Origin of the sequence: Streptomyces sp. NPDC056373, from assembly GCF_042262425.1 — a bacterium.
Lineage (GTDB): Bacteria > Actinomycetota > Actinomycetes > Streptomycetales > Streptomycetaceae > Streptomyces.
On sequence record NZ_JBHJPX010000006.1, the window covers coordinates 399079 to 411968 of the forward strand.

12 protein-coding genes are annotated in these 12890 nt (G+C 72.8%); 10 read left to right on the plus strand and 2 right to left on the minus strand.

Annotated elements, in window-relative coordinates:
- Nucleotides 1–53 precede the first annotated feature (53 nt).
- Nucleotides 54–896 (plus strand): MurR/RpiR family transcriptional regulator, encoded by an 843-nt coding sequence (locus ACFCXS_RS15545; RefSeq protein WP_376643772.1) that lies wholly within the window; start codon nt 54–56, stop codon nt 894–896.
- Between the two features lie 90 nt (nt 897–986).
- Nucleotides 987–1571 (plus strand): hypothetical protein, encoded by a 585-nt coding sequence (locus tag ACFCXS_RS15550; RefSeq protein WP_376643773.1) that lies wholly within the window; start codon nt 987–989, stop codon nt 1569–1571.
- Between the two features lie 223 nt (nt 1572–1794).
- On the opposite strand, the gene ACFCXS_RS15555 is transcribed toward ACFCXS_RS15550, so the two are convergent.
- Nucleotides 1795–3168, minus strand: a complete 1374-nt coding sequence (locus ACFCXS_RS15555) for a diaminopimelate decarboxylase (protein ID WP_376643774.1) — start codon at nt 3166–3168, stop codon at nt 1795–1797.
- Between the two features lie 128 nt (nt 3169–3296).
- On the opposite strand from ACFCXS_RS15555, the gene hutU reads away from it, so the two are divergent.
- From hutU to ACFCXS_RS15580, 5 genes are all read left to right on the plus strand, one after another.
- A complete protein-coding gene (gene hutU / locus ACFCXS_RS15560; RefSeq protein ID WP_376643776.1) occupies nt 3297–4961 on the plus strand; it encodes a urocanate hydratase in 1665 nt (554 codons plus the stop codon).
- A 29-nt stretch (nt 4962–4990) separates the two neighbouring features.
- Complete coding sequence (locus tag ACFCXS_RS15565) at nt 4991–6193, plus strand: allantoate amidohydrolase (RefSeq protein ID WP_376643842.1); 1203 nt, start codon at nt 4991–4993, stop codon at nt 6191–6193.
- Complete coding sequence (locus ACFCXS_RS15570; protein WP_376643777.1) at nt 6184–7536, plus strand: formimidoylglutamate deiminase; 1353 nt, start codon at nt 6184–6186, stop codon at nt 7534–7536. Before ACFCXS_RS15565 ends, ACFCXS_RS15570 begins: the two co-directional genes overlap by 10 nt.
- Nucleotides 7533–8828: an imidazolonepropionase gene (gene hutI, locus ACFCXS_RS15575; protein WP_376643778.1), complete on the plus strand. Its 1296-nt coding sequence runs from the start codon at nt 7533–7535 to the stop codon at nt 8826–8828. The genes ACFCXS_RS15570 and hutI overlap by 4 nt, the downstream gene beginning before the upstream one ends.
- A gap of 65 nt (nt 8829–8893) precedes the next feature.
- On the plus strand, nt 8894–9229 hold the full coding sequence (locus tag ACFCXS_RS15580; RefSeq protein ID WP_376643779.1) for a hypothetical protein: 336 nt from the start codon (nt 8894–8896) through the stop codon (nt 9227–9229).
- Between the two features lie 112 nt (nt 9230–9341).
- On the opposite strand, the gene ACFCXS_RS15585 is transcribed toward ACFCXS_RS15580, so the two are convergent.
- Complete coding sequence (locus ACFCXS_RS15585; RefSeq protein WP_376643780.1) at nt 9342–10256, minus strand: RNA polymerase sigma factor SigF; 915 nt, start codon at nt 10254–10256, stop codon at nt 9342–9344.
- Nucleotides 10257–10506: 250 nt separating this feature from the next.
- On the opposite strand from ACFCXS_RS15585, the gene ACFCXS_RS15590 reads away from it, so the two are divergent.
- The 3 genes from ACFCXS_RS15590 (at nt 10507) to ACFCXS_RS15600 (ending at nt 12629) form a co-directional block, all read left to right on the plus strand.
- Nucleotides 10507–10884, plus strand: a complete 378-nt coding sequence (locus tag ACFCXS_RS15590; RefSeq protein WP_031102780.1) for an STAS domain-containing protein — start codon at nt 10507–10509, stop codon at nt 10882–10884.
- Between the two features lie 258 nt (nt 10885–11142).
- Nucleotides 11143–11697 carry an ATP-binding protein gene (locus tag ACFCXS_RS15595; RefSeq protein ID WP_376643781.1) on the plus strand — a complete coding sequence of 185 codons (555 nt, stop codon included), beginning with the start codon at nt 11143–11145 and terminating at the stop codon, nt 11695–11697.
- Nucleotides 11698–11927: 230 nt separating this feature from the next.
- Nucleotides 11928–12629 carry an LPXTG cell wall anchor domain-containing protein gene (locus tag ACFCXS_RS15600; RefSeq protein WP_376643782.1) on the plus strand — a complete coding sequence of 234 codons (702 nt, stop codon included), beginning with the start codon at nt 11928–11930 and terminating at the stop codon, nt 12627–12629.
- Nucleotides 12630–12890 lie beyond the last annotated feature (261 nt).

Here is a 12890-nt window from a genome sequence, read left to right on the forward strand (position 1 = left end):
GCATATGCTCATGCAGAATCCTCAGCTACTGAATAGGCGAGGGGGAGCACGTCATGAGCGTGACCGACAGCCCTGCCGCGCGGCTGCAGGCGCTCTTCGAGGGCCACCGGCTGACGCCGACCCAGCGGCGCATCGCGCACAGCATGGTGCGCCGCGCCGCCGACGTGCCGTTCCTGTCGAGTGTGGAGCTCGCCGAGCTGGCCGGGGTGAGCCAGCCGTCCGTGACCCGCTTCGCCGTCGCCCTGGGCTTCGACGGCTACCCCGCCCTGCGCCGCCATCTGCGCGAGGTCGCCCCCGCCGAACCCGCCGAGGAGACCGGGGCCCACAACGAGTACCAGCAGGCCGTCGAGGCCGAGATCGAGAACCTGCGGCACCTGGCGGAGGCGCTGGCCGACCCCGCCCCTGTGCAGCGGGCGGGGCGTCTCCTCGCGGCCTCCCGCCCCCTCCTCGTCGTCGGTCTGCGGGCGGCCGCCGCCCAGGCACACGGCTTCGCCTACTTCGCCGCGAAGGTCCATCCCGACGTACGGCTGCTCGGCGAGGGCGGCACGATGCTCCAGGACCGCATCGACGCCGCCGTCCGGGCCGGCGCGAGCGCACTGCTCTGTTTCGCGCTGCCCCGGCACCCCCGCGAGGTCGTCGACACCCTCGCCTACGCCAAGGAGGCCGGGCTGACCGTCGTCACGGTCGCCGACTCCGCCTTCGCACCCGTCGCCAAGGTGTCCGACCTGCTGCTCCCCGCCGCCGTCGGCACCGGTCTCGCCTTCGACACGGCCTGTGCGCCGATGCTGCTCGGGCGGGTCCTGCTGGAGGCCATGTGCGACGACCTGCCGCAGGCCCAGGCCCGCCTGGAGGAGTTCGACACGAAGGCGGCGGCGCGGGGCCTGTTCGTCGACTGACGGCACGCCGCGCGGCTTCTCAGACTCGTCTCACATTGCGTCGCTAACCTTCGGCTCCCCAAGGCTTCGGAGACCGGACGGAGGCTGGACGTGACGCGTGGAGGACAGGGACTGGCCCGGGTGGCCGTCGTCGTACGGGCGGGGGCAGCCCCGCTGTGGTGGCTGGGTGTTCTCGCGGCGGGTGTCGGCCTGCTCGCACCGGGCCTGACGGGACGCCGCATCGGGGTCCTCGCCGGAGCGGCCCTCTTCGTCCTGGCGGGGGCCGTCGCGGGCTCCGTCCGGCGCAAGCGCTACGTGGCCCTGGCCGCCTCCGCGTCCCGGGCCGGAAAGCACGACGTGCTCCAGGACCGCGCGGTCACGGTACGCAACTGGCGCCGAGGACACCGCTGGTGGCTCCTCCTCGCCTTCCTCGCCGCCCTGGGCAGCGCCTTCGCCGCCCCGGCGGCCGGGGGCATGCTCCTGGCCGGCTGCGGCGCGGGCCTCTGGCTGAAGTCGGCCTGGCTGGGCCGCCGGGAGCGGGCCGGAGACGCGCTGCTGTGGGTCCGGGTGGACTGGCTGCGCGGGGGAGCGGCCCACCCGGCCGGCAAGCGGGTGAAGACCTACCGCAGCACGGGCATCGCGGCGGGCGACGCGTCGCCGGGAGGCGCACGAAGGAAATCGCCGACGCTGGTGTGACCGCGCAGCACTTGGCGCACCGCAGGGGGCGCGGGGCTGCGTCGACCTGCGGCTCCGCCGCGTGAACGTGACCGGTCATGACGTACGTGGGGCGGCACTTCTGGCGGGGCGCCGGCGCCGGTGACGGGGCAGCGGTGGTCCCACCGCGGGGGCGCGGGGCCGTGTAGATGTGCGGCTCCGCCGCGTGAGCGCGACAAGCCCCACCGATGCCGCGGCCGGACCGCTACGGAACCACCCACCCCGCTTCTGTCAGCGCATCCACCTGCGCCCCACCCGACTCTGCCACGACCTCCTCCACGGTCTGCGCCCGCCGCACCACCGCGAACCGCCCGCCCGGCCCGAACCCGTACACCCCGGGCCGCACCAGTGAGTTGTAGCCGTAGTGATGCGCGAAGTAGTACGCGCCGGTGTCCAGCGCCGCCGCGTAGTCCCCCTGCTCCAGCAACGGCATGGACCGCCCCTCGGCCAGCAGGTCCCCCGCGAAGCAGGCCGGCCCCGCGACGTCCTGCACCACCGCCGGCCCCTCCTTCGGCAGCCCCTTCGCGTCGTACGCGGAGATCCGCAGCGGCCAGCTCTCCGGCGCGTACACGGTCCGCACGGCCACCTGCACCCCGGCGTGCGTCACCGCCACCGCCCGCCCGCCGGAGGCCTTCGCGTACTCGACGCGTGCCACCACCGTCCCGTGCTTCGCCAGCAGTGACCGCCCGAACTCGGTGACCAGCCCGTACCGCCCGTCGAACAGCCCCGGCACCTCCTCGGCCAGCAGCCGCGCGTACTGCGCGTAGGTCGGCTCCGTCGCTTCCGACGCGAAGTTCACCGGCAGGCCGCCGCCGATGTCGAGCGTGTCGACCTGCCGCCGCCCGGCCCGCCGGTTGATCTCCTCCGCCAGCGCGTACGTCTCCGCCACGCCCCGGGCCATCAGGGCCGGCGGAATGCCCTGGGACCCGGTGTGCGCATGCAGCCGGGTCAGCCACGGCCGGTCCAGATACGCCCGGACGACCCACTCCCGGGCCCCCTCGTCACGCAGGGCCACCCCGAACTTCGAGGTGGCCGTCGCCGTGGACAGCGCCTCGATTGCACCCCCGCCGACCTGCGGATTCACCCGGACCCCCAGCGGGGAGCGGCTGGTCGAGGACCGTATCAGGGCATCGATCCGGGCCAGTTCCTGCGGGTTGTCCGCGTTGACGGCGATGCCCAGGTCCAGCGCCTCACGCAGCTCGGCCGGCGTCTTCGCGGGCGAGTCGAGCACCGTCATCCGCGACGGCATGCCCGCCGCCCGCGCCAGGGCCAGCTCACCCGGGCTCGCGACCTCCGCACCGACGCCCTCCTCACGCAGCAGCCGCAGCACCGGCACCAGCGGGGTCGCCTTCACCGCGAAGGCGTGCAGCACGGGCGTGCCCGGCGCCACCACCGCCTCGAACGCCGACCGCAGCTCCGCCGCCGACTCCCTGATGCCGGTGACGTCCAGCAGCCCGACGACGGGGCTGCCGGGCCCGAGCAGCCCCTGTTCCACGGCGGCCCGCACCGCCTCGTCCCGCCGCGCCGCCCGCCGGGCCCCGGTGCCGCCCGCCTCTTCCGTCTCGATGTGTGCGCCCATGCATCCAGCCAAACATCCACGGCACCGCCGCGCCGACGCCCCCCACGTATTGACTAGCTCTATTCATGAGGTCAGGATGTGAATAGAAGCGGCAACATTCCGCCGGGAGACCCACCAGGAGGCAGACCATGTCAGGACCCCGCCCCGTCCGAGCGCCGCGCGGCACGGAACCGAGCGCCCTGGGATGGCAGCAGGAAGCCGCCCTGCGGATGCTGCAGAACAACCTCGACCCGGAGGTCGCCGAGCACCCCGACAAGCTCGTCGTCTACGGCGGCACCGGCAAGGCCGCGCGCGACTGGCGCTCCTTCGACGCCATGGTGCGCACCCTGAAGGGCCTGAAGCAGGACGAGACCATGCTGGTCCAGTCCGGCCGCCCCGTCGGCGTCATGCAGACCCACGAGTGGGCTCCACGCGTCCTCATCGCCAACTCCAACCTCGTCGGCGACTGGGCCAACTGGGAGGAGTTCCGCCGCCTCGAACACCTCGGCCTGACCATGTACGGCCAGATGACCGCGGGCTCCTGGATCTACATCGGCACCCAGGGCATCCTCCAGGGCACCTACGAGACCTTCGCCGCCGTCGCAGCGAAGAAGTTCGGCGGGACGCTGGCCGGCACCATCACCCTCACCGCCGGTCTCGGCGGCATGGGCGGCGCCCAGCCGCTCGCCGTGACCATGAACGACGGCGTGGCGATCTGCATCGACGTCGACCCGCGCGCCATCGAGCGCCGCATCGAGCACCGCTACCTGGATGTGAAGGCCGACAGCCTCGCCCACGCGCTCCAGCTGGCCACCGAGGCCCGGGACCAGCGCAAGCCGCTGTCCATCGGCCTCCTGGGCAACGCCGCCGAGCTGCTCCCGCGGATGCTCGCCGAGGGCGCCCCGATCGACATCGTCACCGACCAGACCTCGGCCCACGACCCCCTGGCCTACCTGCCCGTCGGCATCGCCTTCGAGGACATGGCCGACGCCGCCGCCAAGGACCCGGCCGGCTTCACCACCCGGGCCCGCGAGTCCATGGCCCGGCACGTCGAGGCCATGGTCGGCTTCATGGACGCCGGCGCCGAGGTCTTCGACTACGGCAACTCCATCCGCGGCGAGGCCCAGCTCGCCGGCTACGACCGCGCCTTCGCCTTCCCCGGCTTCGTCCCCGCCTACATCCGCCCCCTGTTCTGCGAGGGCAAGGGCCCCTTCCGCTGGGCCGCCCTGTCCGGCGAGGCCTCCGACATCGCCAAGACCGACAAGGCGATCCTGGAGCTCTTCCCGGAGAACGAGTCCCTGCACCGCTGGATCAAGATGGCCGGCGAGCGTGTCCACTTCCAGGGCCTGCCCGCCCGGATCTGCTGGCTCGGCTACGGCGAGCGGGACAAGGCCGGCGAGCGGTTCAACGACATGGTCGCGAGCGGGGAGCTGGCCGCGCCGGTCGTCATCGGCCGCGACCACCTCGACTGCGGTTCCGTCGCCTCCCCCTACCGCGAGACCGAGGCCATGCTCGACGGATCCGACGCGATCGCCGACTGGCCGCTGCTGAACGCCATGGTCAACGTCGCCTCCGGGGCGTCCTGGGTGTCGATCCACCACGGCGGCGGCGTCGGGATGGGCCGGTCCATCCACGCCGGGCAGGTGACGGTGGCCGACGGCACGGCGCTCGCGGGCGAGAAGATCCGCCGGGTACTCACCAACGACCCCGGCATGGGCGTCATCCGGCACGTCGACGCCGGGTACGACATCGCGGAGTCGGTGGCGGGGGAACGGGGCGTCCGCGTCCCGATGCGCGAGGGTGACTCGGCGTGACACAGGACACCGGCAGCTCCTTCCACCAGATGTGGCGCGAGCTGCTCCCTCTCGGGCGGCACCCCGGCTCCGGCGGGTACCGGCGGTTCGCCTGGACCGGGACCGACGGCGAATGCCGAGCCTGGTTCGAGGACCAGGCCACCGCCCGCGGCCTGCGCTACGAGGCCGACCGGAACGGCAACCAGTGGGCCTGGCTCGGGGACCCCGCCGAGGGCGACGCCGTCGTCACCGGCTCGCACCTCGACTCCGTCCCGGACGGCGGAGCCTTCGACGGCCCCCTCGGGGTCGTCTCCGCCTTCGCCGCCCTGGACGAGCTGCGCGGCAGGGACGCCCGCTTCGACCGCCCCCTCGCCATCGTGAACTTCGGTGACGAGGAGGGCGCCCGGTTCGGCCTCGCCTGCGTCGGGTCCCGGCTCACCGCGGGGCAGCTCACCCGAGAGCAGGCGCACCTGCTCACCGACGGCGACGGCGTGACGCTGCCCCGGGCCATGGAGGCGGCCGGATACGACCCGGACGCGATCGGGCCGGACCCCGAACGGCTCGCCCGCATCGGCGCCTTCGTGGAGCTGCACGTCGAGCAGGGCCGGGCCCTGGACCTGTCCGGCGACCGGGTCGGTATCGCCAGCGCCATCTGGCCCCACGGCCGGTGGCGGTTCGACTTCCGCGGCGAGGCCAACCACGCCGGCACCACCCGGCTCGCCGACCGCCACGACCCCATGCTGTCCTACGCCGAGACCGTCCTCGCCGCCCGGCGCGAGGCCGAACTCGCCGGAGCCGTCGCCACCTTCGGCAAGATCGCCGTCGAACCCAACGGCGTCAACGCCATCCCCTCCCTCGTGCGCGGCTGGCTCGACTCCCGTGCCGAGGACCAGGTGAGCCTCGACACCGTGGTCGGCGGCATCGAGAAGGCGGCCCGGAGCTACGCGGACGCGCACGGCGTCGACCTCGACATCGTCCGCGAGTCCTTCACCCCCGTCGTCGAGTTCGACCACGCCCTGCGCGACGAGCTCGCCCGCATCCTCGGCACGGGCACCGGCCTCACGGTCCCCGTCCTCGGCACCGGCGCGGGACACGACGCCGGGATCCTGTCCGGGAGCATCCCGACCGCCATGCTGTTCGTGCGCAACCCCACCGGCGTCTCCCACTCCCCGGCCGAGTCCGCGAGCGAGGACGACTGCGTGGCCGGGGTACGCGCACTCGCCGACGTACTGGAAGGACTGGCGTGCAGGTGACGACAGCAGCCCCACGGACGTACTGGCTGGAGCACGCCTGGCTCGGCGACCATGTCGAGCCGGGCGTGGCCCTCGATGTCCGGGACGGCCGCGTGGCCGCCGTCCGCCCGGACACCCCCGCGCCGCCCCCCGGCGCCGAAGTCCTGCGCGGGCTCACCCTGCCCGGCCTGGCCAACGCCCACAGCCACGCCTTCCACCGCGCCCTGCGCGGCACCGTCCAGGTCGGCTCCGGCACCTTCTGGACCTGGCGCGAGGTCATGTACGCCACGGCCGCCCGGCTCACCCCGGACAGCTGCCACGCCCTCGCCCGCGCGGTGTACGCCGAGATGGCCCTGGCCGGCATCACGGCCGTCGGCGAGTTCCACTACGTCCACCACGCCCCCGGCGGCACCCCCTACGCCGACCCCAACGCCATGGGCGAGGCCCTCATCGCGGCCGCCGCCGAAGCCGGTATCCGCATCACCCTCCTCGACACCGCCTACCTCTCCTCCGGCTTCGGGCAGCCCCCCACCACCCACCAGCTCCGCTTCTCCGACGGGGACGCCGAGACCTGGGCCGCACGCTGTTCACTTCTCAAGGAACGGGATCACGCACGGATCGGCGCGGCGATCCACTCCGTACGGGCCGTGCCCGCCGAGCAGTTGGAGACCGTCGCGCGGTGGGCCGGGGAGCGGCGGGCCCCGCTCCATGTGCATCTGTCCGAGCAGACCGCCGAGAACGAGGCGTGCCGGGAGATCCACGGCTGCACCCCGACCCAGCTCCTCGCCCTGCACGGCGTCCTCGGGCCGCGCACCACCGGGGTCCACAACACCCACCTCACCGCCGAGGACGTCTCGCTCATCGGCGGCAGCGGCACCGGCACCTGCATGTGCCCGACCACCGAACGGGACCTCGCGGACGGCATCGGACCGGCCGCGGCCCTGCAGAACGAGGGCTCACCGCTCTGTCTCGGCTCCGACAGCCATGCCGTGATCGACCTGCTCGAAGAGGCGCGGGCGCTGGAACTGAACGAGCGGCTGCGCACCCGCACCCGGGGTCACTGGACGGCGGCGGCCCTGCTGCGAGCAGCCTCGCCCGACGGCCACGCGGCCCTCGGCTGGGACGAGGCGGGGGCACTGGAGACCGGCGCGCTCGCCGACTTCACCACCGTCGCGCTCGACTCGGTCAGGACGGCAGGGCCGCTTCCGCGGCTCGGGGCCGAGACGGCCGTATTCGCCGCGTCGGCAGCGGACGTGTCGCATACGGTCGTGGCAGGCCGGCACGTCGTACGGGACGGGGTCCACTCCCTCGTACCGGACGTGCCGCGAGCCCTCGCGGACGCCGTCGAAGCCCTGCGCGGATGACCGCGGGCCGCACGCCCGCGCGGCCCGCCTCCGCCCCTGAACCCGACCCCACCGCCGACCAGGCCACCAAGGACGCCATGAGCAACGCGACGACCGTCAGCCCCGCCCACTCCGCGAGCACCGCAAGCACGCTCATCACGAACATCGCCGGCCTGGTCACCAACGACCCCTCCCTCGGTGACAATTCCCCCCTCGGACTGATCCACGACGCAGCGGTCGCCATCGAGGGCGACCGCGTCGTGTGGACCGGTGATCAAAGCAAAGCACCCGCCACTGACAATCGGGTCGACGCCGAAGGCCGGGCGGTCCTCCCGGGCTTCGTGGACTCCCACTCCCACCTGGTCTTCGCGGGCGACCGGACGCAGGAGTTCAACGCCCGCATGTCCGGGCGGCCGTACAGCGCGGGCGGCATCCGCACCACCGTGGCGGCCACGCGGGCGGCGAGCGACGCGGAACTCGAGGCCAACGTCACCCGCTACCTCCGCGAGGCCCTCCGCCAGGGCACCACCACGTTCGAGACCAAGTCCGGCTACGGCCTGACCGTCGAGGACGAGGCCCGGGCCCTGCGCGTCGCCGCCGCCCACACCGACGAGGTCACCTACCTCGGCGCCCACATCGTCGCCCCCGAGTTCGCGGAGGACCCGGCCGGCTACGTCGCGCTGGTCACCGGCGAGATGCTGGACGCCTGCGCCCCGCACGCCCGCTGGATCGACGTCTTCTGCGAGAAGGGCGCCTTCGACGGCGACCAGGCCCGCGCGATCCTCACCGCCGGCAGGGCGAAGGGCCTGCACCCCCGCATCCACGCCAACCAGCTCTCCTACGGACCCGGTGTGCAGCTCGCGGTCGAGCTCGACGCTGCCAGCGCCGACCACTGCACCCACCTCACCGACGCGGACGTGGAGGCCCTGGCGGGCAGCCGTACGGTCGCCACCCTCCTGCCCGGCGCCGAGTTCTCCACGCGGGCCGAATGGCCCGACGCGCGGCGGCTGCTGGACGCGGGTGTCACGGTGGCGCTGTCCACGGACTGCAACCCCGGCTCGTCCTTCACCTCGTCCGTCCCGTTCTGCATCGCGCTGGCGGTACGGGACATGGGGATGACCCCGGACGAGGCCGTGTGGTCGGCGACCGCGGGCGGCGCGGCGGCCCTGCGGCGCGACGACGTGGGCCGCCTCACGCCGGGCGCGTACGCGGACCTGACGCTCCTGGACGCCCCGAGCCACGTCCACCTGGCCTACCGCCCCGGCGTCCCGCTGGTCGGCGGGGTGTGGCGGCGCGGAGAGCGCGTGGTGTGATCACCGGTCCGCGATAATGCGATGCCGGTCGGACGACGACCGGCATCGGCGGAGGGCGGGGGCACATGGGGCGGGGACGGATCGCGAAGCACTGGTCGGCACCACTCGTGGTGAACGTGCTGCTCGGCATACCGGGCGTGGTGCCGTTCTGGCTGCTCTGGTACCTCGCGGCGAACTGGCCGCTCGCCGACGCCGGCTGGACCACGCGGGAACCCACCGAGAACGACGGCATGGCCCCCGCGCTCGTGATCGTCGTCCCCGTCGTCACGCTCTACGGCCTGATCTGGTGGCTCGCCAACAGACCGCTCCGGCGCCGGACGGCACTCGCCCCGCACACCTACTGGCTGCTGAGCCTGACGGCCCCGCTGCTGCCGACGGCGGCGCTGTTCCTCAACTCCTGAGCGGCGGCCGGAGAAGCCCCTGGAAGGCTGCCGCGGACCACCGGTGGCACGCGCCCGGGGGCGGGCCTTCCGGCCCGCCCCCGGGGGACACGTACACCAGGGTCGCCGAGGATCACTCCTCGACGGTCAGCCCCTTGCGCAGTTTCACCAGCGTCCGCGACAGCAGCCGCGAGACGTGCATCTGCGAGATGCCGAGCTCCTCGCCGATCTCCGACTGGGTCATGCCCGCGACGAATCGCAGGGACAGGATCTTCCGGTCGCGCGGCGGGAGTTCGGCGATCAGCGGCTTCAACGACTCGACGTACTCGATGCCTTCGAGTCCGTGGTCCTCGTAGCCGATGCGGTCCGCGAGCGCGCCCTCGGAGTCGTCCTCCTCAGGCTGGGCGTCCAGCGAGGAGGCGGTGTAGGCGTTCGACGCGGCCATGCCCTCGACGACCTCGTCCTTGGAGAGGCCGAGGCGCTCGGCGAGCTCGGTCACCGTCGGGGCGCGGTCCAGCTTCTGGGCCAGCTCGTCACCGGCCTTGGCCAGGTCGAGCCGCAGCTCCTGCAGCCGCCGCGGAACGCGCACGGACCACGAGGTGTCGCGGAAGAAGCGCTTGATCTCGCCGACGATGGTCGGCATCGCGAACGTGGGGAACTCCACACCGCGGGACAGCTCGAAGCGGTCGATCGCCTTGATCAGGCCGATGGTGCCGACCTGGATGATGTCCTCCATCGGTTCGCTGCGGGAGCGGAACCGGGAGGCGGCGAACTTGACCAGCGCGAGGTTCAGTTCGACGAGCGTGTTGCGGACGTACGAGTACTCGTGGGTCCCTTCCTCCAGCGTCTCCAGACGCTCGAAGAGGGTCTTGGACAGCGCCCGGGCGTCGACCGCATCGACTTCCTCGTACGGGGGGATGTCCGGAAGTCCGGAGAGAAGGCCGTCCTGTGTGACGAGCGTCTCGACCTGCTCGATGGGATCCAGATGTTCCGGAGGGGGTGTCGACGCCGCTTTGTGGGTACGCGAGTCGTCGAGCCGGGGTGACATGATGTCCTCCATCGTTCTCGGCATAAGGCTGCCGGAGCCGTTAGGTGCACTGCGGTGTGCGGCGCCTCCAAAGCCGGCCGTGTCGGGTACGTGTCCTTACTAGGCCTACCCGCTTTCCCGAGCCCACCGCAAGTGCGTTCTGTGGGCATATGTCCGTTTGTGTGTAGTTGTTCGGGTGTCGGACCGTGCTGGGAAGGCGTAGTGTTCGAGGGCGTCAGCAACCACCTCGACGTCGGGAGAGAGAGACGGCATGGACCGCGGGACGGTCGGCAGCGCACAGTCTGGCCGGCTTCTGGTGGAGGTGCGGGAAGAGGGCTCTAGTGCCGTCGTGACCCCGGCGGGTGAGTTGGATCACCACACCGCCGATCTGTTGCGTGAGCCACTCGAGGACTGCCTCGCCAAGGGATTCAAGCGCCTGGTCATCGATTGCGCGCGCCTGGAGTTCTGTGATTCCACGGGGCTCAACGTGCTCCTCGGGGCGCGGCTGAAGGCGGAGGCCGCCGGTGGCGGCGTCTCGCTCGCCGGTATGCAGCCGGTGGTGGCGCGCGTGTTCGAGATCACGGGCGCGGACGCGGTCTTCAGTGTCCATGACTCGCTCGAGGCGGCCCTGGCCGACGAGTCGGGCTGACCGGCGGTGCATCGGCGCGCGGTGCCTCGGCGACCCCTCTGTGACCGGTATCCCAGCCCTGTCATGTCTTTCGTGCGGAATACATGGGTGTTCAGCCGGTCCCCCAGGGCAGGAGACATCCTGAACCTGTCGGGCACCCGGGTGACGGGGGCGCCGCGAGGCCGATGCGCCGCGCATGGCGTGACCGGCCGGAACGTGACTGGCTGTGCAGTGAACTTTTTGAATCGTGAACTGGTGAATCGGTGAGGTGAAGCGCTGATGAGCACCACCCGGCCTTACCCGCCGGGCGACCGCGGGCCGGAGCCCGGCGGCGCTTCCGGGGCGTCCGAGGGTGGCGTAGCGGCGACCGGCGCGTCCGGCGAGGGCGCGGGAGCGCCGTCCGGGGCCGCGGCGTCGCCGGGGGGTCCGCAGGTGCGTCGGCTGAGCTTCGACGACGAGAGCGGCGTCGTTCCGCTGGCCCGTGACTTCACCCGCCAGGCGCTGTACGCGTGGGGCTGGCTGCCCGCCGCCTCCGCCGACCAGCGGGCCGCCGCCGAGGATGTGCTGCTGGTGGTCTCCGAGCTGGTGACCAACGCCTGTCTGCACGCCGAGGGGCCGGACCAGTTGCGGATCTCCTGCGACAACAAGGTGATCCGCGTCGAGGTCGCCGACCGGGGTACCGGCCAGCCCGCACCCCGTACCCCGCACCGCGCGGGCCGCCCCGGTGGTCATGGCATGTTCATCGTCCAGCGCCTGTGCCTCGACTGGGGCGTGGTCCGCACGCCGGGAGTCTCCGGCAAGACGGTGTGGGCGGAACTGGGCGCACCTGCCTGATCCTGGGCGCCTCTGTTCGGTTCGGGCGCATCGCGTGATCATGGCCGCCTGCTTGATCCTTGGAGTCCCCGCACCTCGGGGCGCCGCCGCGCACCCCCCTGTACGTTGCTCAGCGCACGCCGGATCCCTCGCAGATCCGGCGTGCGCTGTGTCTTCCTTCCTCAAGGCCCCGGGCGTACCTTGACGGCCCTATCTGATACGCCGTCAGGAACAGGAAGGGGAGCGGCACCGTGTCGTACCGGAAACGAACCGCCGCGCTCGCGTCCGCCACGGCCCTGGCCGGCTCGGCGGTGTTGATGGCCGCCCCCGTGGCCCGGGCCGAGGTCGTCGACGTCAACTACCAGTGCAAGACGCCGATCGGCGACAAGAGTGCCGTCTCCCCCATCGACATCAAGGGCGTCAGGGGCGGCAACGGCTACCGGATCACCATGTCCTGGCAGAAGGGCGTCTCCTCCAGCCCGGTCGAACTGGGCAAGGGCGCGATGACGCCGAGCGCCACCATCGCCCTGGGCGGTGCGGACAGCGGCACCCTGTCGGTGACCGGCCCCGCCAACGACGCCGCGATCCCGGCCAACACACCCATCAAGATCAGCGACCTGAGCGGCACGTACACGCCGAAGAAGAGCGGCGAGGTCACTTTCACCGCTGCCGTGCTCACCATCAAGGCGCTCGGTACGACGACCACGTGCACCCCGACGAACGACCCGGGCCCGTCCCTCACCCTCGACGTCGAGGCCGCGGGGGGCGGTGCCACGACCGGTGCCGCCCAGGGCGGCGGCTCCCGCCCCGGCACCGGCGCCGGGCTGCCGCGGACCGGGCCCGAGGACTCGGCGGTCGCCCTCGGCACCCTCGGCGGCACGGTCCTGCTCGCCGGCGCGGCAGGCGCCCTGTGGCTGACACGACGCCACCAGGGGGCACGGGCGGGCCGTTGACGGGAGGCTCCGGGCGGGAGCACCGCTCCGGAGGCACGGACGGACCGCCACCGTGCGTCACCCCTCCCGGCAGGTCGCACCGCCCGTGTGCGGGACGGTACGCCGCTCGGTCGGGCCGCGTGCCGGCGCCGTGCGGCTGCCGGTGCCGCCGGTGCCGTTCCGGGCGGGTCGCACCGCCCGTGTGCGGGACGGTACGCCGCTCGGTCGGGCCGCGTGCCGGCGCCGTGCGGCTGCCGGTGCCGCCGGTGCCGTTCCGGGCGG